Source organism: Bacillus sp. ISL-7 (assembly GCF_018613065.1).
Window position 1 is genome coordinate 1 of the sequence record NZ_JAGGQW010000073.1, and the last position, 19,824, is coordinate 19,824.

At 41.0% G+C, this 19,824-nt stretch carries 19 protein-coding genes, 2 tRNA genes and 1 rRNA gene; 19 read left to right on the forward strand and 3 right to left on the reverse strand.

The genetic code is table 11. From position 1 onward, the window contains the following. Positions 1-107: 107 nt before the first annotated feature. The 7 genes from rrf to tsaD all read left to right on the forward strand — a co-directional run bounded on the left by rrf (position 108) and on the right by tsaD (position 3,311). Positions 108-224: ribosomal RNA gene (gene rrf / locus J7E66_RS26855) — 5S ribosomal RNA — on the forward strand. A gap of 91 nt (positions 225-315) precedes the next feature. Beyond that, positions 316-389: transfer RNA gene (locus J7E66_RS26860), tRNA-Met, on the forward strand. A 3-nt stretch (positions 390-392) separates the two neighbouring features. Then, positions 393-469 (forward strand) — tRNA-Asp (locus J7E66_RS26865). Between the two features lie 201 nt (positions 470-670). Further along, entirely contained in the window at positions 671-1,126 is a 456-nt protein-coding gene (gene tsaE / locus J7E66_RS26870) for a tRNA (adenosine(37)-N6)-threonylcarbamoyltransferase complex ATPase subunit type 1 TsaE (RefSeq protein ID WP_215005788.1), read from the forward strand. Further along, positions 1,123-1,830, forward strand: a complete 708-nt coding sequence (gene tsaB / locus J7E66_RS26875) for a tRNA (adenosine(37)-N6)-threonylcarbamoyltransferase complex dimerization subunit type 1 TsaB (RefSeq protein WP_215005790.1) — start codon at positions 1,123-1,125, stop codon at positions 1,828-1,830. The genes tsaE and tsaB overlap by 4 nt, the downstream gene beginning before the upstream one ends. Before the next feature lie 12 nt (positions 1,831-1,842). Continuing rightward, positions 1,843-2,292: a ribosomal protein S18-alanine N-acetyltransferase gene (gene rimI / locus J7E66_RS26880; RefSeq protein ID WP_215005792.1), complete on the forward strand. Its 450-nt coding sequence runs from the start codon at positions 1,843-1,845 to the stop codon at positions 2,290-2,292. Further along, positions 2,289-3,311, forward strand: coding sequence for a tRNA (adenosine(37)-N6)-threonylcarbamoyltransferase complex transferase subunit TsaD (gene tsaD, locus J7E66_RS26885; protein ID WP_215005794.1), 1,023 nt, complete (start codon positions 2,289-2,291; stop codon positions 3,309-3,311). Before rimI ends, tsaD begins: the two co-directional genes overlap by 4 nt. A gap of 477 nt (positions 3,312-3,788) precedes the next feature. Here tsaD and J7E66_RS26890 read toward each other — a convergent pair whose 3' ends face one another. After that, entirely contained in the window at positions 3,789-5,708 is a 1,920-nt protein-coding gene (locus J7E66_RS26890; RefSeq protein WP_215005796.1) for an ABC-F family ATP-binding cassette domain-containing protein, read from the reverse strand. Between the two features lie 178 nt (positions 5,709-5,886). Here J7E66_RS26890 and moaC point away from each other — a divergent pair, with 178 nt between their 5' ends. The 12 genes from moaC to J7E66_RS26950 all read left to right on the forward strand — a co-directional run bounded on the left by moaC (position 5,887) and on the right by J7E66_RS26950 (position 18,545). Then, positions 5,887-6,384: a cyclic pyranopterin monophosphate synthase MoaC gene (moaC, locus tag J7E66_RS26895; RefSeq protein WP_215005799.1), complete on the forward strand. Its 498-nt coding sequence runs from the start codon at positions 5,887-5,889 to the stop codon at positions 6,382-6,384. Between the two features lie 36 nt (positions 6,385-6,420). Further along, positions 6,421-7,077, forward strand: a complete 657-nt coding sequence (locus J7E66_RS26900) for a redox-sensing transcriptional repressor Rex (protein WP_215005800.1) — start codon at positions 6,421-6,423, stop codon at positions 7,075-7,077. A 159-nt stretch (positions 7,078-7,236) separates the two neighbouring features. Continuing rightward, the gene (ystJ, locus tag J7E66_RS26905; protein WP_215005802.1) at positions 7,237-8,484 is read left to right on the forward strand and encodes an NADP-dependent malic enzyme; all 1,248 of its coding nucleotides are present in this window, start codon (positions 7,237-7,239) and stop codon (positions 8,482-8,484) included. A gap of 228 nt (positions 8,485-8,712) precedes the next feature. Then, a complete protein-coding gene (locus J7E66_RS26910) occupies positions 8,713-9,465 on the forward strand; it encodes a sulfite exporter TauE/SafE family protein (protein ID WP_251033158.1) in 753 nt (250 codons plus the stop codon). Positions 9,466-9,658: 193 nt separating this feature from the next. Further along, complete coding sequence (gene dcuS / locus J7E66_RS26915; protein WP_215005804.1) at positions 9,659-11,278, forward strand: DcuS/MalK family sensor histidine kinase; 1,620 nt, start codon at positions 9,659-9,661, stop codon at positions 11,276-11,278. Beyond that, positions 11,256-11,963, forward strand: a complete 708-nt coding sequence (locus tag J7E66_RS26920; protein WP_215005806.1) for a response regulator — start codon at positions 11,256-11,258, stop codon at positions 11,961-11,963. The genes dcuS and J7E66_RS26920 overlap by 23 nt, the downstream gene beginning before the upstream one ends. 119 nt (positions 11,964-12,082) lie before the next feature. Then, positions 12,083-13,429 carry a 2-hydroxycarboxylate transporter family protein gene (locus tag J7E66_RS26925; RefSeq protein WP_215005808.1) on the forward strand — a complete coding sequence of 449 codons (1,347 nt, stop codon included), beginning with the start codon at positions 12,083-12,085 and terminating at the stop codon, positions 13,427-13,429. 119 nt (positions 13,430-13,548) lie between these two features. Continuing rightward, positions 13,549-14,763 carry an NAD(P)-dependent malic enzyme gene (locus J7E66_RS26930; protein ID WP_215005810.1) on the forward strand — a complete coding sequence of 405 codons (1,215 nt, stop codon included), beginning with the start codon at positions 13,549-13,551 and terminating at the stop codon, positions 14,761-14,763. Positions 14,764-14,938: 175 nt separating this feature from the next. Then, positions 14,939-15,562, forward strand: coding sequence for a YhbD family protein (locus J7E66_RS26935; protein ID WP_215005812.1), 624 nt, complete (start codon positions 14,939-14,941; stop codon positions 15,560-15,562). 12 nt (positions 15,563-15,574) lie between these two features. Continuing rightward, positions 15,575-16,294 (forward strand): cytoplasmic protein, encoded by a 720-nt coding sequence (locus J7E66_RS26940; RefSeq protein ID WP_215005816.1) that lies wholly within the window; start codon positions 15,575-15,577, stop codon positions 16,292-16,294. A 13-nt stretch (positions 16,295-16,307) separates the two neighbouring features. Further along, complete coding sequence (locus J7E66_RS26945) at positions 16,308-17,018, forward strand: cytoplasmic protein (RefSeq protein WP_215005819.1); 711 nt, start codon at positions 16,308-16,310, stop codon at positions 17,016-17,018. A gap of 12 nt (positions 17,019-17,030) precedes the next feature. Beyond that, a complete protein-coding gene (locus J7E66_RS26950) occupies positions 17,031-18,545 on the forward strand; it encodes an MDR family MFS transporter (RefSeq protein ID WP_215005822.1) in 1,515 nt (504 codons plus the stop codon). Between the two features lie 51 nt (positions 18,546-18,596). On the opposite strand, the gene J7E66_RS26955 is transcribed toward J7E66_RS26950, so the two are convergent. Continuing rightward, the gene (locus J7E66_RS26955) at positions 18,597-18,800 is read right to left on the reverse strand and encodes a YdiK family protein (protein WP_168241595.1); all 204 of its coding nucleotides are present in this window, start codon (positions 18,798-18,800) and stop codon (positions 18,597-18,599) included. Continuing rightward, entirely contained in the window at positions 18,797-19,519 is a 723-nt protein-coding gene (locus tag J7E66_RS26960; RefSeq protein WP_215005825.1) for a CPBP family intramembrane glutamic endopeptidase, read from the reverse strand. The genes J7E66_RS26955 and J7E66_RS26960 overlap by 4 nt, the downstream gene beginning before the upstream one ends. Between the last annotated feature and the right edge of the window lie 305 nt (positions 19,520-19,824).

Sequence of the window (19,824 nt, forward strand, 5' to 3'; positions counted from 1 at the left end):
TGATACTAATCGTTCGAGGACTTAACCAATTTTTAAGGCACACTCGTTTTTACAAACTTCTTCTGCATTATCTAGTTTTGAGGGAATGATACCTCAAAAGAAAATAGTCTGGCAGCAATGGCGAGAAGGTCACACCCGTTCCCATACCGAACACGGAAGTTAAGCTTCTCAGCGCCGATGGTAGTTGGGACACGCGTCCCTGTGAGAGTAGGACGTTGCCAGGCTAAAATTACTTTAAAAACCATACATACTTACTGTTTCTAGTGATATAATATTATGGTGTAGTAATTTAAAACATATTTTTATTTCTATTGTCGCGGGGTGGAGCAGTCTGGTAGCTCGTCGGGCTCATAACCCGAAGGTCGCAGGTTCAAATCCTGTCCCCGCAATTTGGTCCGGTAGTTCAGTTGGTTAGAATGCCTGCCTGTCACGCAGGAGGTCGCGGGTTCGAGTCCCGTCCGGACCGCCATTATATTGCAAAAATTAGTACGAAACAAGGTTTCGTCTTTTTTTATGCCGTTTAATAAGGGCAAGCATTTTTGCTCAATTGTTAAAAATCATGTAAACTACATATGTAATAGGCATCCTTAGGAGAGATCCTAAGGTTTTTTTGCACATAATTAAGGTAAAATGAAGATGTGACGCTAAGTTAAAATAAAAAGGTGATTGAATGAATCAATTCGAACTAATAACAACGGATTCTGAGGAGACTTTCCAATTTGCAGCAAAGTTAGCTGGGTTATTACAACCTGGAGATGTCATTGCTCTTGAAGGTGATTTAGGTGCTGGAAAGACTACATTCACTAAGGGCTTGGCTAAAGGGTTGGAGATTAAAAGAACAGTTAACAGTCCGACATTTACTATTATTAAAGAATATAAGGGAAAACTCCCGTTATATCACATGGATGTATACCGGGTTGCGGATGCCTTCGAAGACCTCGGTTTTGATGAGTATTTTGAAGGTGATGGAGTGACGGTAGTGGAATGGGCTCATTTAATTGAAGAGCAGCTCCCACAGGAAAGACTGACTATTTTCTTATATCGTGAAGAAGGGGATACTAGAAGAATGGTTTTAGTACCTCAGGGGAAACGATATGAGCAATTATGTAAGGAGACTTTTTCATGACCATATTAGCGATTGATACTTCTAACTATGCCTTAGGAGTGGCGCTGTTAGAAGATAATCAAGTACTTGGTGAATATATAACCAATTTAAAAAAGAACCACTCTGTTCGAATTATGCCTGCTATTCAGACACTAATGAAGGATTGTGAAAAGGTTCCGGCGGATTTAACTAAGATTGTCGTCGCCAAAGGACCGGGCTCGTATACAGGAGTTAGAATAGGTGTAACCATTGCTAAAACATTAGCTTGGACTTTGAATATCCCGCTTGTAGGTATTTCCAGCTTGGAAATTTTAGCATCTGGGGTCGGCCGCTACTTTGATGGTTATGTGTCACCTCTATTTGATGCAAGAAGGGGACAGGTCTATACTGGCTTGTATCAATATCAAAATGACGAACTACAAACGATTGAAGAGGATCGTTTGGTCATGTTAGTAGACCGTGCAGAGGATCTAAAAAATTCAGGAAAAGCGATACTATTTGTCGGAAATGATTTACCACTCCATCAAGCAGCAATTGAAGCAGCATTAGGATCACAGGCTGTTTTCGCAGCTAGTACGGAACAAAATCCACGTCCAGCTGAACTTGCCCTTCTTGGAAAGGATAAACCAGGGGAGGACATTCATTCTTTTGTTCCAAATTATATCCGTTTAGCTGAAGCTGAAGCGAAATGGTTAGAATCGAAAGGAAAAATTTTAAATGGATAGGAATAGAGAGTTATGGTAGATTCTTTTGTTTTTCGCAATATGAGGGAAGAGGACATTGACCAAATTTTAGAAGTAGAACAAGCATCATTTACAACCCCCTGGAGTCGTGAAGCATTTTATAATGAATTGCATAATAATCGATTTGCAGTTTATATCGTCCTAGAGGAAAGTAACAAAATCCTCGGGTACTGTGGGGCTTGGATCGTGATCGATGAGGCGCATGTAACGAATGTGGCCATTCTGCCTGAATATAGGGGCAGGAAACTTGGTGAAGCAATCATGCAAAAAATGATGACAGAGGCCAGAGAGATGGGAGCAAAGAGTATGACCCTTGAAGTGCGTGTTACCAATCATGTAGCACAATCTCTTTATCGAAAGCTTGGTTTTCAAAATGGCGGGATCCGCAAAAATTATTATTCAGATAATCAGGAAGATGGTTTAGTGATGTGGGTAAATTTATGAAAAAAGACCAATGGATTTTGGGTATTGAAACAAGCTGCGATGAGACGGCTGTCGCCATTATTAAAAATGGCAGAGAAATTGCAGCAAATGTAGTCGCATCGCAAATTGAAAGTCATAAACGCTTCGGTGGTGTGGTTCCAGAAATAGCCTCCCGCCACCATGTAGAGCAAATGACTATTGTCATTGAGGAAGCATTGAAGCAGGCAAATGTTACTTTTGCTGAGATTGATGCCATTGCTGTCACAGAAGGACCAGGATTAGTCGGTGCCCTTTTAATTGGGGTAAATGCCGCGAAAGCATTGGCATTTGCTCAAAACAAACCACTAGTTCCAGTCCACCATATTGCAGGACATATTTATGCGAACAGGCTTGTTACTGAGTTAAAATTCCCGCTCCTTGCTCTGGTCGTTTCAGGCGGGCATACAGAGCTTGTTTATATGAAGGAACATGGACATTTTGAAGTCATCGGCGAAACAAGGGATGACGCTGCTGGTGAAGCCTACGACAAGGTTGCGCGAACGTTAAACATGCCGTACCCTGGCGGTCCACATATTGACCGTTTGGCGCAGGCTGGAAATCCGACAATTAATTTACCTCGGGCATGGTTAGAAGAAGGTTCCTATGATTTTAGCTTTAGCGGTTTAAAATCTGCTGTTATTAATACGGTTCATAATGCCGAGCAACGCGGTGAGATAATTGCCCCTGAAGACCTTGCTGCAAGCTTTCAAGCCAGCGTGATTGAAGTGTTAGTAAAGAAAACAGAAAAGGCCGTCGCTGAATATGGGGTAGGGCAAGTATTGGTGGCTGGCGGAGTTGCCGCCAATAAAGGCCTTAGAAATGCTTTGGAAAAGACCTTTTCAGAGAAACCTGGAATTGAATTAGTGATTCCGCCATTATCCCTATGTACTGATAATGCAGCGATGATTGCTGCTGCTGGAAGCGTGATGTTCGAAAAAGGAATTAGAGCAGACCTTTCCCTAAATGCCAACCCGGGACTGGATATCGAAATATACAATTAAAAACTCTTCTGGATAAGAAGAGTTTTTTTGTTGATAAGATTTTATAAAAATGCAGATCAAAAACTGGTGAATGTGGATAAGTGGGGTGTTTTCTGTGTATAATGTGGATAAGTCAGGTCTTTGTTGTGGATAATGTGGAAAAGTAAAAATAACATTGAAACTGTCCTGTTTGTAATGTGAATAAGAATGTGGAAAAGTGTATAACTTAAATGAATTATTGCCATCATATCAAAATTTGTCGATAAATGTCATAATAAACAAAAAACCAGGCCAATGCCTGGTTTTTGCATAAATATAAAAGAAAATTTATCTTCGGACTTTTATAATTGTCTAGCTCCAACGCCCAGCAGCTAGTGGACTTCGCTCTCCTCCCTACGATAAGTCAACATCGGATGGCTAACGCTCTCCGTGTTTCCTTTATCTCAGTCGAAGCGCTCCAGTCCATACGCTGCTAAACGGGCGTTTCCGCTTTTCTAGTTATTCAGCCAGCTCTGCCCATTCTTCCATTAAGTGCTCGAGTTCAGACTTTGCCTTTTCATTTTTTATGTTGATTTCCAACACTTTTTCATGATTTTGAAAAATGTCTGGTTCGCATAATTGCTGCTCGAATTCTTGAATTTGCTCTTCTAGCTCTTCAATTCTTTGTTCCATTTCTTCTAATTTCCTTTTGCGCTGACGCTCTTGTTTTTTACTTTCCTTATCCTGTTGATAAGAGTTTTTCTCAAAAGCATCTGTTTGTGCTGCTTTTTTAGCAGTTGCGGCTAGCGCTAGTGCTGCAAGTTCTTCCTGTTCTAGTTTCTTCTCTAAATAATAATCATAATCCCCGAGGTATTCTGTACTTCCATGACGACTAAGTTCTAAGACCTTTGTGGCAATCCGGTTAATAAAATACCTGTCGTGTGAGACAAACAATATCGTGCCCGGGTAATCGATTAATGCATTCTCTAGAACTTCCTTACTATCTAAGTCAAGGTGGTTGGTAGGCTCGTCCAAAATTAAGACATTTGCTTTCTCCAACATCAGTTTAGCTAAAGCTAGACGGGCTTTTTCACCCCCGCTTAAGGTGGAAACTACTTTTAAGACATCATCACCAGAAAATAAGAAATTACCGAGCACCGTACGTATTTCTTTTTCATTTTTTAGTGGATAGTCATCCCAGAGTTCATTTAAGACCCGCTTATTGGAGGTCAATTCAGCTTGCTCCTGGTCGTAATAACCAATCTGAAGGTTTGTCCCATAGAGTATGGTTCCCTCCAGAGCAGGCAACTTTTTGATAATTGTCTTTAAAAGTGTTGATTTGCCGATACCATTCGGTCCAACCAATGCGGTACTTTCACCTTTATAGGCCCGAAATGAAATGGACTCTGAAACCTTATCACCTTCGTACCCAACAGCGAGTGAATCCACTGTTAAAACGTCATTGCCGCTTTGTTTTTCAATTTCAAACGAGAAGGAAGCAGACTTTTCATCGCCTAATGGACGATCCATCATCTCCATCTTTTCTAGCTTTTTACGACGGCTTTGGGCACGTTTAGTCGTCGAAGCGCGCGCTAAATTCCGGTTGATAAAGTCTTGGAGATCAGCGACCTCTTGCTGTTGTTTTTCGAAAAGCTTTAAATCACGCTCATAATTTGCGGCCTTTTGATCAAGGTAAGAACTATAGTTGCCTGTAAACCTTTGGATTTGCTTACGGGATACTTCATAAACTTGAGTAACAACTTTATCTAAAAAATAGCGGTCATGGGAAACGATCAAAATCGCCCCATGATAACTTTGTAAATATTGCTCCAGCCAGGAAAGCGTATCAATATCAAGGTGGTTTGTGGGCTCATCCAATATTAAGATATCAGGCTTGGTTAACAAAAGTTTACCAAGGGCAAGACGGGTTTTCTGCCCGCCGCTTAAACTAGATATCATCAAGGATTTGTCATGGAAATTTAACCCATGAAGGACAGAGCGCATCTCTGCCTCATATTGATACCCTCCCTGTTCTTTAAATTTCACCTGAAGATGATCGTACTCTTTTAGGATTCTTTCGTACCTTCCACCGTCTTCAAAAACAAGAGGATCAGCCATTTGTTCTTCAAGGGTGCGGAGTTGTTTTTCCATTAATCGCAGCGGTTCAAAAACCGTCAGCATTTCATCCCATATGGATAATGATGATTCTAACCCCGTATTTTGAGCTAAATAGCCAATTGTCACTTCTTTCGGCTTGATAATTTCTCCGCCATCATGCGACAAGTGTCCGGCAATAATCTTCAATAATGTCGATTTTCCCGCCCCATTGCGTCCAACAAGAGCAACACGGTCCCGAGTTTGTAATTCCAGCTTAATATTCGATAAAATAAGGTCAGCACCATAATATTTTTGTAATTGATTAACCTGTAGCAAAATCATTTCCATTCACCTCTATTACATAGGATTAGTGTACCTTATTCCCGGTATGTCGGCAATAAACTGCTCGCCATATTAGCGGTGTAAGGGTCCTAAATCGTCAAAAAATGTAATATTTAGTTCAAAGTTTCACACACATATAAGGTAAAATAGTGTATGATTTGATAGGAGGATTTTTTATATGGCAGAATTTACGCATTTTAATGAAGAAGGCAGAGCAAAAATGGTCGACGTCAGTGATAAGCCGGAAACGGCACGTACGGCGCTTGCTCATTCCAGCATTACCGTTAGTAAAGAAATTTATGATAAAATAACTAATAATGAGATGAAGAAGGGCGATGTCTTAGCAGTGGCCCAGGTAGCAGCTGTCATGGCAGCAAAGAAGACATGGGATTTGATTCCAATGTGCCATCCGATTCCATTAACAGGTGTTAATATTTCTTTCTCTTGGAAACAGGATAAGGATGAGAACTATCAATTATATATTGCTGCAGCCGTTAAAACGAAGGGGAGCACAGGCGTAGAAATGGAAGCGTTAACAGCGGCATCCGCATGTGCCTTAACAGTTTATGATATGTGTAAAGCCGTTGATAAAGGTATGGTAATTGGACCGACGTATCTTGTCGAAAAAACAGGCGGTAAAAACGGTGATTTTAAAAGAGATGAAAGAGTTAAATAAATTTTTAACTAAACCATTCATGGGGTGTGGGAGATTATGAGTAATGAAACAACGAAAATACCACAGGCGACAGCAAAACGGCTGCCCCTCTATTATCGATTTCTAAAAAACCTGCATAGTTCCGGCAAGCAAAGGGTCTCTTCAGCGGAATTGAGTGAAGCAGTAAAGGTAGACTCAGCAACAATTCGCCGCGACTTTTCCTATTTCGGTGCGTTAGGGAAAAAGGGCTATGGGTATAATGTTAATTACTTAATATCCTTCTTTCGTAAGACCTTAGATCAGGATGAATTAACTAAGGTTGCCTTAATAGGAGTCGGAAATCTTGGCACTGCCTTTTTAAACTATAACTTTTTAAAAAATAATAACACAAAAATAGAATGCGCCTTCGATGTGGATCCCGACAAAATGGGAACCATGATTCGCGAGGTACCCGTTCATCCTATGGATGATTTAGAGAAGGTTTTATCAGAAACTAATATTTCAGTGGCGATATTAACGGTTCCTGCTCCTGCCGCACAAATGATAACCGATCGACTGGTCAAAGCAAATGTAAAAGGAATCTTAAATTTCACTCCAGCAAGGTTAAATGTTCCACCATTAATTAGGGTCCATCATATTGACTTGGCAGTGGAGCTTCAATCGCTAGTCTACTTTTTAAAGCATTATCCAACGGTGGAAATAGATGAAGAATAATTAGTTAAAAAGGCTTTCCACAAAATTTGTGGAAGGCCTTTTGTATGATTAAATCCCTGCTTTTTTTAATTACATAATCTATAAAAATACTTTCTTATGCACTAAGATGTAGGTAGATGAAATGCAAGCGGTTACTAACCGGGAAGTGGGGGAAATTCAATGTCAATTTTACGAGATGAAGCGTTAAAAATGCACAAGGAACACCAAGGCAAGGTTGGGATTTATTCTAAGGTGGCAGTACATAATGCAAAAGATTTAAGCCTAGCCTATTCACCAGGTGTGGCAGAGCCATGTTTGGACATTTATGCAGACGAAAATAAAGTCTATGATTATACCTCGAAGGGCAATCTTGTCGCAGTTGTATCCAATGGGACAGCGGTTCTGGGGCTTGGAAACATTGGACCAAAAGCTGCGATGCCTGTGATGGAAGGAAAGGCCGTGTTATTCAAATCGTTCGCAGATGTTGACGCCTTTCCCATCTGCTTGGCCACCACTGACACAGACCAGATCGTAGAAACCGTCAAGCTGCTAGAACCAACATTTGGCGGAGTGAACTTGGAGGATATTGCTGCGCCGCAATGCTTTGAAATTGAAGACCGCCTCCGCAAAGCCTGCGAGATTCCTGTTTTTCATGATGACCAGCATGGAACCGCGATTGTAACAGCCGCTGGTCTAATCAACGCGTTAAAATTAGCGGATAAAAAAATTGAAGATATTCGTGTTGCAGTAAACGGAGCAGGTTCAGCTGGAGTAGCGATTGTTAAGCTCCTGCTGCATATGGGCGTGAAGGATGTTATTTTATGTGATACAAAAGGAATTATTTATGAAGGCCGTCCAGTCGGAATGAATCGATTCAAAGATAAAATGGCGCAAATGACAAATCGCGAGCAAAAACAAGGAACGTTAGCGGATGCGCTTATTGACGCCGATGTGTTTGTGGGGGTATCAGCAGCCGGGGCCGTTACAAAGGAAATGGTTAGCGCTATGCACCGTGACCCGATTATCTTTGCCATGGCCAACCCGGTACCGGAAATTATGCCCGATGCGGCCAAAGAAGCAGGGGCTCTAGTAGTGGGTACAGGACGTTCTGATTTTCCGAACCAGGTTAATAATGTGCTTGCTTTCCCAGGCATTTTCCGCGGCGCTTTAGATGTCCGTGCCAAGGAAATCAACGAGGAAATGAAGCTCGCCGCGGTCTATGCAATTGCTGGTTTAATTTCAGAGGATGAGCTCCATGCCGATTATGTCATTCCAGATCCATTTGACCCTCGGGTCGCAGCACAGGTAGCAACCGCGGTTGCGTATACTGCAATGGAAACAGGGGTAGCCCAAAGAATTATCAATGTTGAGGAAATTAAGCAGCGCCTATCAGCATTAGCAGAAGCAAAACAACCAGTGCATGTTTAGGTCAAGTAAAATTTAGCTTTTAAGGGAGGACTATCTCAATCTAGTTGAGGTAGTCTTTCAAATTTTGGGAATTAGGGCATAATTCCGATATACCTTTTAAATTTTTAGTACAATAATGAATGATAGTTTTTTTCTTTTTTAAATCAGTCTATATGACCCCGTCCTTAGGTAAGTAATAAAACATTTCCTAGAAGGACATCTAGGGTTTTGCAATCGGAGGGGATGAAGTTGGCGATTGTGCTGACGATGTTTGTGCTTGGGATTTTATTAGGATTTGTCGGGGCGGGCGGCTCTGGCTTTATTATTGCCATCTTAACAGTTATTTTTGGAGTACCAATACATATGGCGTTAGGGACATCACTAGCAGCGATGGTGTTTACTAGCATGTCAGGTGCCTACAGTCACTTTCGTCAAGGAAATATCTCAATTAAAACCGGTTTAATCGTCGGTGGATTTGGGGCAGCTGCCTCCTATTTAGGTTCAAAACTAGCCAGTTTGATTCCGATCCATTCTTTGCATTGGTTGACAGCGGGGATGTTATTTTTGTCGGCTGTGATCTTGGTTGTCCGCTTATTTATTGTTCAAAAAATAAAGGTAAACAACAAAAAAGTGAACCCTGGTAATCTGCTTCTCATTAAGAAAGCGGCAGTCGTCGGGTTGGTTACCGGATTGTTGTCTGGTACATTTGGGATAGGTGCTGCGCCGTTCATTCAAATCGGATTGCTGGTCATCATGGGACTTTCGCTTAAACAATCAGTGGGTACAACAATGCTCGTTATTTTGCCGATCGCTTTAGCAGGAGGAATCGGCTACTATTTCGAAGGATACCTGAATTTAACCCTGTTAGTTGAAGTGGTAGGAGGAACGATGATTGGCTCCTATGTCGGGGCTAAGTTTACAGCCCTTGCTCCGCAGCTCGTATTAAAAAGTGCGATGGTCCTGACCCCTATTATCGCAGGAGCTATTTTGCTCATAAGTTAAGGCAACGTTCGCAAGATGGTTAACTGAGTCGATGAACTCTCAGACCAGCCTAGTTAAAGAAAGCTTCTAAGACTGCAAAGTATTTTCTTAAGAATGCTTTGCAGCTTTTTGCGTTTACTAGCCTGGATGGTTAGTATGTCATCAAGTGGAAATCAGAATGGTGCCTGTCGCCTTCTCAAAGATGGAGGGAAATATGAGAAAGGGAAGATGGAGTTTACAGACGGTAATTATTGTCTTTGTGTGTGTGGTGGTTACTTTTTCACTATTGATAACAGATTTACTTATTAGTTCGAGAATTGCTAAGGAGACGGAAAAAGGTCAGGCTGAGAAAGCGAGAAATGTGGCTCGAATGGTTGCTCATAGTCCGCTTGTGATTGATGCGATGAGCGGAAAACGGGATGTAAAAGAAATCCAAACGTTTGCGAATGAAATGAGAAAAGTGACAAACGTTTACTTCATTGTTGTGATGGATATGAACGGGATCCGTAAATCCCATCCTGATAGCAAAGAAGTTGGCAAACAATTCAAGGGTGGAGATGAAGGGCCGGTACTAAAAGGAAAAGAGCATGAATCTATCTCAAAAGGAGCTCTAGGACCTTCTTTACGTTCTTTTACACCAATTAAGGATGCAACAGGGAAACAGATCGGGGCAGTAGCCGTTGGGATTTCTCTAGATAATGTGGAAATGGCCGTCAATAAGAGCAGAATAGGGATCTATATTGGGACGATGATTGGTATCTTAATCGGCGTTCTCGGGGCCGTGATTTTAGCCAGATATATAAAAAAAATCCTACTTGGGCTTGAGCCATTTGCGATTGCTAAATTATTAGAGGAACGCAGTGCGATGCTTCAATCGGTGCGTGAGGGAATTGTGGCAGTTGATCAAGAGTCCAACATAACACTTGTCAATCGAGCAGCCTTAAAGCTGTTCGATAAAGCAGGCTTGCAAGATAACCCAATGGGGACAAATATAGAAGAATATATGTCATCTACTCGCTTAAGTGATTTATTAAAAACAGGTAACCCTGAATTGGATGAAGAACAGAATATAAATGGGATGACCATTTTAACCAACCGAGTCCCCGTTATCGTTGGGAATAAGGTAGTGGGCGCAATTGCTACTTTTCGCGATAAAACAGAAATACAGGTACTCGCTGAAGAACTGACAGGAGTAAGAACATACGCCGATGCACTTCGGGCCCAGGCACACGAGTTTATGAATAAACTTCATGTGATTTTGGGGATGGTCCATACAGGTTATTATGAAAAAGTTGTCGAATACATCAATGAAACGGTTGATCATCGTAATAACGAAATTGGCTTGGTTACCAAAAAGATAAAGGACCCTGTTTTAGCTGGCTTTTTAATTGGAAAGTTGAGTTATGCAAGGGAATCAGGGACTGAGTTATCTGTTTCCTGTGAACAACCGCTGCCACAACCTGCAGATTCGGATGTCACACACAAATTGATTACAATTGTTGGTAATTTAATTGATAATGCCATTGTGGCTGTGACCGGTTGTCCAGTCAAAAAAATAACAGTAGAATTTGATTATGGTGATGATATTTTAACTATCGAAGTAAAAGATACAGGAACAGGGATGAATGAAGAAATACAAAACCAAATTTTCAACAAAGGATTTTCCACAAACGGTGAAAATAGAGGTCTAGGGCTGTACCTTGTGTCGCAAGCGGTTAAAAAGTTGGAAGGGGATTTAATTCTTTCATCAAAGCCTGGAAAAGGGACCGTCTTTGCCGTGTATATACCATATAATGGGAAGGGGGACCAGAATGATCCGGGTAATGATTGTTGAAGATGATCCAATGGTGGCTGAATTTAATAAACGCTATCTTGAGCAAGTTACTGGTTTTACATTGATGGCAATGGCCGCATCCGTGGATGAGGCGATTAAGAAAATTGAAAAACTAGAAATTGATCTTATCTTATTGGATATATTTATGCCAGGGAAACTAGGATTAGAGCTGTTAACCTACCTCCGTGAACATGAAAAAGAAACCGATGTGATTGTTATTTCAGCAGCATCAGATATGGAGCGGATTAAAAAGGCTTTAAGATACGGAGCCGTTGATTATTTAATTAAGCCTTTTGAATTTGAACGCTTTAGTAGAGCGTTAGTTGCATATAAAGAACAAACAAAGTTTATTCAAACTCAACAAAGGATTAGCCAAGACGTATTGGACAACCAAATACTGCACCGAGAGGAAAAGCCTGTTATCGAAGAATTACCAAAGGGATTAACAAAAGATACCCTGAAACAAATTTGGGAAGCGATTCAGGAGCTAAAAAATGCCCAGTTTTCAACAGAGGACGTCGTGAAGGTCGTCGGAATTTCTCGGGTTTCCGTCCGTAAGTATTTAAATTTTTTAAAGGAAATTGGAATCCTAGATGTTAAGGTAATCTACGGTACAGTGGGAAGACCCGTTTACCAGCATGAATATAATCGATTGAAAGAACATCTTATCAAAAACTTTTTGTAAGCAGCCTAGAACTGCTTACTTTTTTTATTTACAAAAACCTTATTAAATTTACATAAACTATGAAAGCGGTTTAATTCAGAATATGATAGAAACATCAATAGATTGGGGGATGAACACTTATGGAACCAGCAAAAGAGTTGCAACCGCTTACGGTTGTTCCAGGGGAAAAAGAAGAAAAGAAAGGGCTTTTAGGTAAATTTGGCAGTGTAAAGGTAGGCGTAATTCCACTCCCACTTTATATCGTTATCGCTGCTGTTGTCTACTTTTCAGCCGTCTATAAATTGCTTCCAGCTGATATGATTGGCGGCTTTGCCATTATTATTGTCATGGGTATTTTACTTGGGGAACTTGGTATGAAGATTCCGCTTTTAAAGGATATCGGCGGCCCTGCCATTTTAGCCCTCTTGATTCCGTCTTTTTTAGTCTATTTTAGCGTGATTAATACAACGGGAATGAATGCTGTTACCCAGTTGATGAAAACATCCAATTTCCTTTATCTTTATATTTCTATCTTAGTAGTAGGAAGTATTCTTGGGATGAATCGTAGAGTCTTAATTCAAGGCTTCACACGCATGTTTATACCGCTTATTGTCGGCACAATAGCATCTGTTGTTGCAGGCGTTCTAGTAGGTTTGCTTTTTGGATATGACATGAAACACACATTGTTCTTTATTGTTGTTCCAATTATCGGTGGTGGGATCGGAGAAGGAATTTTGCCTCTTTCATTAGGCTACGCAGAGGTTCTCGGAAAATCTTCAGAAACATTTGTAGGGCAATTAATTCCAGCAGCAGTGATTGGAAATATTGTCGCGATCATTTGTGCAGGTATTTTATCACGTTTAGGTGAGAAAAAGAAGCATCTGACTGGTAATGGAGTATTAGTGAAGACAAAAGGCGGCGATGGAATCACAGAAGCAGCAACGATTGATAAGCCGGTTGATTTTCCACTTATGGGTGCAGGACTGTTAATTGCGTGTAGTTTCTTTATCTTAGGTGGATTGGGGAATAAATTCCTAGGCATTCCTGGACCAGTGTTAATGATTATTGCAGCGGCCGTTGTGAAAAGTATAAAAATAATGCCCGCTAAAATGGAACAAGGTGCTTATCACTTATATAAATTTGTATCATCAAGTTTAACATGGCCATTAATGGTTGGCTTAGGTATGCTATATATTCCGCTTAAGGATGTAGTCAAAATCGTAACCCCAGGATATGTGGTTGTTTGTACCGCTGTCGTAGTGGCAATGGTTACTACAGGTTACTTTGTAGGTAAGTTGATGAAGATGTACCCAGTCGACTCAGCGATTGTTACAGGCTGTCATAGTGGTTTAGGAGGAACGGGTGATGTCGCAATTCTATCGGCTTCCAATCGGATGTCATTAATGCCATTTGCCCAAGTTTCGACAAGAATTGGGGGCGCTTCAACCGTTATTTTGGCTATTCTTTTGCTGAAATTATTAAGCTAATATTCCTAAATCGGGCTGTGCCTGTTTGTCACGGTCCGATTTTTTTGATTGTATAGATTGGATTCTTGTCACCATGATTAACTATTATTTATAGATAGGACCAAAAGGAGAAGGTTGGAATGAATGAAAGCAAGATAAAAGAGCAGGCAGTGCTGCTCCATAAAAAGCTGGCAGGTAAGATTAGCATCGTCAGTAAAGTAGAAATGAACAATGCCGATGATTTAAGTTTAGCTTATACGCCAGGTGTGGCTGAGCCATGTAAGATCATTGCAAAAAATAGTGAAGCTTCCTTCGAGCATACAGGTCGGGGTAATTTAGTAGCCGTTGTAACAGATGGAACAGCGGTATTAGGATTAGGAGACATTGGCCCTGAGGCTGCCATGCCAGTTATGGAGGGGAAGGCCGTTTTATTTAAACAATTTGCAGGGATTGATGCCTATCCGCTTTGCCTGGGTACAAAAGATGTCGATGAGATTGTCAATATTATTAAAGCATTAGAGCCAACATTCGGTGGTATCAATTTGGAGGATATTGCCGCCCCAAGATGCTTTGAAATTGAAGAACGCTTAAAAAAGGAACTAAACATTCCCGTCTTTCATGATGACCAGCATGGGACAGCGATTGTTGTATTAGCTGCCCTTTTAAATGCGCTGAGAATTGTGAAGAAAAGTATCTATAAGGTTAAGGTTGTTCTAAATGGTGCTGGTTCTGCTGGGATAGCGATTGCCAAGCTTTTATTAAAAGCGGGCTTTAAGAATATTACGTTAGTAAGCCTGGAGGGAATTCTTTGTCCAGGCGAAGAGTGGATGAACGACCGTCAAGCAGAAATAGCAGAGAGAACAAACCTAGGCAGGGTACATGGAACCCTTCAAGACGCGATTAAAAACACCGACATTTTTATTGGCGTCTCAGGTCCAAAGGCTTTAACGGGAGATATGGTCAGGACCATGAATAAAGATTCAATTGTTTTTGCTATGGCAAATCCAGTGCCTGAAATTTATCCGGAAGAAGCGCTTGCGGCAGGTGCAGCAGTAGTCGGAACAGGACGTTCTGATTATCCTAATCAAGTAAACAATGTGCTCGCCTTTCCAGGGATCTTTCGTGGTGCTCTCGATGTAAGGGCAACCGACATCAATGAGGAAATGAAACTTGCAGCAGCTTACGCCATTTCAAGTCTTGTATCGGATAAAGAGCTTCGTGCGGAGTATATCATTCCTAACGCCTTGGATTCTCGTGTGGGGGATCGAGTGGCAGCAGCTGTTTCGGCTGCAGCGATCGAATCGGGAGTAGCGCGAAAAAGCTCCAACTTAAAAAAACTAGTAGAAATCATCTAAGCAAAGCTTATCGAACGGTGGAAAAAGAAGAAAATAGGTTCAAGAGGGTCTTTCACGATATAACGTGAGGGGCCTTTTTTTGTAAAATAATAATTAGGACATCCTAATATTTACATTTGCACTTTACAAACGTAACAGTGTTATGTTACATTATTTTTAGAAAGGGGTTTTTATGATGAGTGAGGAATTAATCTCAAAGAAAGACCTGTTAGAATTAGCCGGAATATCCTATGGACAGCTATATAGATGGAAACGAAAGGATCTCATTCCGGAAGAATGGTTTGTGCGTAAATCAACGTTTACGGGTCAAGAAACTTTTTTTCCAAAGGAAAAGGTCTTAGAAAGAATTGAAAAGATCCAAACGATGAAAGAAAACTTATCCTTGGATGAACTAGCTGACATGTTTTCACCCAATGTAACGAATTTAAATTATACCAAAGATGAATTAGTGAAACGTAACATTGTTTCGACAACGGTTGTCGATTTTTACCTAGAACAAGAAAAGGGCATTCTTCAATTTAATTTTACACGTATGCTCGAAGTGTTTGTTTTAGAAAAACTGCTTCAGTCGGGTGAAATTAACCTGGAAGAAGGGAAAATGGTCTTGCAGGTGTTAAAGGATCATGCCGGGGTAATCAAGCAAAAAAGCTGTGAATTGGTGATTACCAGAAAACTTGGCATGTCATCATGTCTGTTACTAATTAATGCAGAAGAATTTCATTTTGAACGCGGAACAAAAGTAGTTGCCGCTTTGTCGCTGATGACGTGCATGGAAGAAATTAAAGCGAAATTATTATAAAGGAGAATGATGATGGATACGAAAAACAGGGGAGACTTGGTTATTAATGGCTTCGGTGCATCCAATGGGGGACAGTTCCGCGTTGTCACATTAAATGGCCGAGGGACGGTTAACAATGATTTAGAATGCCTGGAACTGGATTGTAATGGTTCCGGGATTCTCAATGGAAACGTCATTTCTGAAAAAGCAAAAGTAAACGGACATGCGAAGGTCAGAGGGAGTATCGACAGTAAGATCCTAACGATTGATGGATCAGCAAGGATCGACATAAACCTATCTGCTGAAAAATTAAAGGTCTCTGGTAAAGCAACCGTTGGCGGCAGGGTTAAATGTGAGGAAATAAAAATTCAAGGAACATTTACGGTTGGTGAGGATTGTGATGCGGAAATTTTTAAAGCAGAATCGCAGTTTACGATTGGCGGACTTCTAAATGCAGACCAGGTTGACATAAAGATGTTTGGAGAATGTAAAGCAAAAGAAATCGGCGGGCAAACGATTACGGTAAAGGCGAAGGGATCCTTAGTCGGTAATTTGCTTAAGGCCTTTTTTAAACCACAGCTTGAAACGGAATTAATTGAAGGGGATAAAATTGAACTTGAAAATACGATTGCCAAAGTGGTTCGTGGGAACCAGGTGTGGATTGGTCCAAATTGTCAAATTGGTCTAGTTGAATACACTGAGGAATTTTCGATGGATAAAAAGGCAATTGTTACTGAGAACAGAAAGGTTTAAGGGGGATAAGAAAATGACAAGAAGCGAAAATCTGATTATCAATGGCTCGGGCAGCTATCCTGGCGGCCGTTACGATAAAATCAGTATTCGAGGGGAAGGAACGATTGTCAATGCTGTGGAAAGTTCAACTTTCCATGTCTATGGTACGAGTGAAGCCGTCGAAAATGTCAAAACAGGCTCGGTAAAAGTATTTGGTGAAGCAGAGATCAAAGGGAATATGGATGCAGAGGAAACACTGATCATGGGAACGATGATGGTCGGTGGCAATGCTCTTTTAAAAAAGATAAAAATTTTCGGATTGCTGGAAGTCGGCGAGAGACTGACAGGGGATGAAGCAAACATTAAAGGGAGTATCTCAGTGAATGGCGATGTGGAGTATGAGACGTTCGACTCTAGCGGCGGCTTTGAGATCAAAGGATTACTGAGCGCAGACACCATTAACGTCGGTTTGCGTTTTGGGCAAAGCACAGCTGAGGAAATCGGCGGCGGAAAAATAACGGTCAAAAAAAGAAGTAACTCATTCCTCCCCTTTGGAAAAGAGGCAGGGTCCCTAAGTGCGAAAGTCATTGAAGGAGATGATATCTACCTTGAAAATACCAAGGCTGATATTGTTCGGGGCAACAAGGTGAAAATTGGACCTGGCTGCCAAATAGGAGTGGTGGAGTATCGAAATGATTTCTCGCATGATCCGAGGGCGGCAATAAAAACGACGATAAAGATATAAAGGAGAAATGTGATGGTGACAAAAGAAAGCAAATTAGGATTGGTTGTTGCGGGGTTATTGCTGGGGATTTTAATGGCCTCGATGGATAATACGATTGTTGTAACCGCAATGGGTACGATTGTCGGTGATCTCGGTGGTCTGGAGAGCTTTGTCTGGGTCGTATCTGCCTACATGGTAGCTGAGATGGCAGGGATGCCGATTTTCGGTAAGTTGTCGGATATGTACGGTCGAAAAAGATTCTTTATTTTCGGATTGATTTTGTTTATGGTGGGTTCCGCTTTGTGCGGTACTGCTGAAACGATCACCCAGTTAAGCATTTATCGTGCCATTCAGGGGATTGGCGGTGGGGCGCTTGTCCCAATCGCCTTTACGATAATGTTTGACCTGTTTCCCCCTGAAAAACGCGGGAAAATGGGGGGATTGTTCGGAGCCGTTTTTGGATTGTCGAGTATTTTTGGTCCATTGCTTGGTGCGTATATAACGGACTATATCAGCTGGCATTGGATTTTCTACATCAATATGCCACTAGGGATCTTATCACTCGTTTTTATTACTATCGCATATAAGGAATCTCCAATTCACAAAAAGCAGATAATTGATTGGTCGGGGGCCGTGACATTGGTCGGAGCCGTCGTTTGTCTAATGTTTGCGCTTGAACTTGGAGGGCAAAAATATGACTGGATTTCAACCGTGATCATCAGCCTGTTTGCAGGATTTGCGATTCTACTTTTAATCTTTTTATTTGTGGAGACAAAAGCAAAGGATCCGATTATTTCCTTTTCCATGTTTAGAAACCGCTTGTTTGCAGGCAGTACACTCGTTGGCTTATTTTACGGTGCTGCATTTATGGCAGCTACGGTTTACATTCCGATTTTTGTGCAAGGGGTTTATGGCGGGACTGCTACCAATTCAGGGTTAATATTATTGCCAATGATGCTCGGCTCGGTGGTTACCGCACAAGCGGGCGGTTTTTTGACAACGAAGATGAGCTATCGAAATATTATGTTTATCTCCGGAGTTATTTTGATTGGCGGCTTATTGTTATTGAGTACGATTACACCAGAAACAAGCAGAGCGGTGTTGACGCTTTACATGATTATAATTGGTTTAGGTGTCGGCTTCTCTTTTTCTGTGTTAAGCATGGCTGCGATTCATCCGTTTGGAATTGAGCAAAGGGGCTCAGCAACATCCACTAGTAACTTTATTCGTTCCTTAGGAATGACGATCGGGATTACCGTTTTTGGTACGATCCAACGAAGTGATCTCAAAGAAGGGTTGGAAAATGCTTTTGCTGGAATGGGACCGATTCCTAAGGGTCAGAGGTTCGGAGATTCGCGGGCCTTATTATCGGAGGAAGCAAGAAAATTAATTCCACCACAAATTCTCGATAAAATAACAGATGCACTCTCAAGTTCCATCGTCCACACATTTACATGGGCACTCGTACCCGCAGGTCTAGCCTTCCTATTCATTTTTATCCTAGGAAAAGAGCGTATGGTGATTCACAAAAAAGAGGCTTCAAAATGAAAAGGTGTCAGGCACCATGTGAATTTTTCACATGGTGCCTGACACCTTGTTTTATTTCTTTTTCATTTTATCTTTGTATTTAACGTGAAAGATAATCATTTTTAGGCCTGAGCCATAGTCAAAGGTTGCTAATAGGACGAGGAGGTAACTGAAAAACCCCCAGCCATTTTTTTGAACATTATCAATGGCAAAGTAAGTAAACAACCCGCCAAGCAAAAAGTAAATTAATCCGGAAAACAAAGGTGAACGTTTCATAGAAATCCTCCGATAAAGTTTTGAACCGCCTCGGCTTCTCGCTGGAGCCTCTCAATGTCGTCTTTGTACACCGACTGAACCAAGACCACCAAGGTGTTCATTGTGACATGGGCAAATATTGGGACGAAAATGGATTTTGTTTTTACATAAAGAAAAGCGAACGTAAAGCCCATGGCCGAGTATAACAGAATGTGCTGAAACTCCATATGGGCCGCGGCAAAAATGACTGAACTGATAAGAGCAGAAATAAAAAAGTTAAATCGTTGATGAAGCGCTCCGAAAATAATTTTTCGAAAAACGATTTCTTCTAAGATTGGTCCAATGATGCTCGTGACTATAATCGCTAAGGGAAAAGCTTCAATTATCGTCAGAATATCCTTTGTGTTTTCAGACCCCATCTTGATTCCTAATAGGTTCTCGATGATTGCGGCAGCGTACTGGGCGGCTAAAGCAAGGAAGATTCCTGAAATGGCCCATACCACCGAATGTCCGAAAGAACCGCCATTTTTGCTGAAGCCTCGGTTGTTCATTTCTTTCCTTAATATAAAAATAATGAGTAATAAGGCAATCGTAAAACTAACTAGAAGCCAGGAAGGAACAGCAAGACTTTGATTGATCCCAAAGTATTTAAAGCCAAACAAAAATAGGGGTATCCCGATTAGGCTAGAAAACTGCATCGCGATGTAAACAATAATGATTATCCAATATTCCCGTTTCAAATAATCTAGTCTCCTTTAGATTCCATTTTATATTTTTGACGAATAGTCAATTTATAATCATTCATTTTACAGGGAGTCAAATCGCTCGGGCCTTTATATACTACTCTTCATTCTACTCTTAAAACTGGCTTTGTTTCAATTTAGAAAGACTTTTAAAAAAAATGGGTATAGAAAATGACGTTTTTCGCATACTTTATAAGGTTGTCAATCGGATAATTTTTTTTTAGAAAAAATTTATGCTTCACACTTGCAAAAAAATTAGAGATTCATTATTATAATAATTGTGTTAGCACTCATTCAAAGAG

Excerpts from the sequence above, each read along its gene's own strand:
- J7E66_RS26900 (WP_215005800.1), top strand. The coding sequence starts at position 6,421 with ATGAGTAATGAAACAACGAAAATACCACAGGCGACAGCAAAACGGCTG.
- ystJ (WP_215005802.1), top strand. The coding sequence starts at position 7,237 with ATGTCAATTTTACGAGATGAAGCGTTAAAAATGCACAAGGAACACCAA.
- rimI (WP_215005792.1), top strand. The coding sequence starts at position 1,843 with ATGGTAGATTCTTTTGTTTTTCGCAATATGAGGGAAGAGGACATTGAC.
- J7E66_RS26940 (WP_215005816.1), top strand. The coding sequence starts at position 15,575 with ATGGATACGAAAAACAGGGGAGACTTGGTTATTAATGGCTTCGGTGCA.
- J7E66_RS26930 (WP_215005810.1), top strand. The coding sequence starts at position 13,549 with ATGAATGAAAGCAAGATAAAAGAGCAGGCAGTGCTGCTCCATAAAAAG.
- tsaE (WP_215005788.1), top strand. The coding sequence starts at position 671 with ATGAATCAATTCGAACTAATAACAACGGATTCTGAGGAGACTTTCCAA.
- moaC (WP_215005799.1), top strand. The coding sequence starts at position 5,887 with ATGGCAGAATTTACGCATTTTAATGAAGAAGGCAGAGCAAAAATGGTC.
- J7E66_RS26935 (WP_215005812.1), top strand. The coding sequence starts at position 14,939 with ATGAGTGAGGAATTAATCTCAAAGAAAGACCTGTTAGAATTAGCCGGA.
- J7E66_RS26925 (WP_215005808.1), top strand. The coding sequence starts at position 12,083 with ATGGAACCAGCAAAAGAGTTGCAACCGCTTACGGTTGTTCCAGGGGAA.
- J7E66_RS26945 (WP_215005819.1), top strand. The coding sequence starts at position 16,308 with ATGACAAGAAGCGAAAATCTGATTATCAATGGCTCGGGCAGCTATCCT.
- tsaB (WP_215005790.1), top strand. The coding sequence starts at position 1,123 with ATGACCATATTAGCGATTGATACTTCTAACTATGCCTTAGGAGTGGCG.
- tsaD (WP_215005794.1), top strand. The coding sequence starts at position 2,289 with ATGAAAAAAGACCAATGGATTTTGGGTATTGAAACAAGCTGCGATGAG.
- dcuS (WP_215005804.1), top strand. The coding sequence starts at position 9,659 with ATGAGAAAGGGAAGATGGAGTTTACAGACGGTAATTATTGTCTTTGTG.
- J7E66_RS26920 (WP_215005806.1), top strand. The coding sequence starts at position 11,256 with ATGATCCGGGTAATGATTGTTGAAGATGATCCAATGGTGGCTGAATTT.
- J7E66_RS26890 (WP_215005796.1), bottom strand. The coding sequence starts at position 5,708 with ATGATTTTGCTACAGGTTAATCAATTACAAAAATATTATGGTGCTGAC.
- J7E66_RS26950 (WP_215005822.1), top strand. The coding sequence starts at position 17,031 with ATGGTGACAAAAGAAAGCAAATTAGGATTGGTTGTTGCGGGGTTATTG.
- J7E66_RS26955 (WP_168241595.1), bottom strand. The coding sequence starts at position 18,800 with ATGAAACGTTCACCTTTGTTTTCCGGATTAATTTACTTTTTGCTTGGC.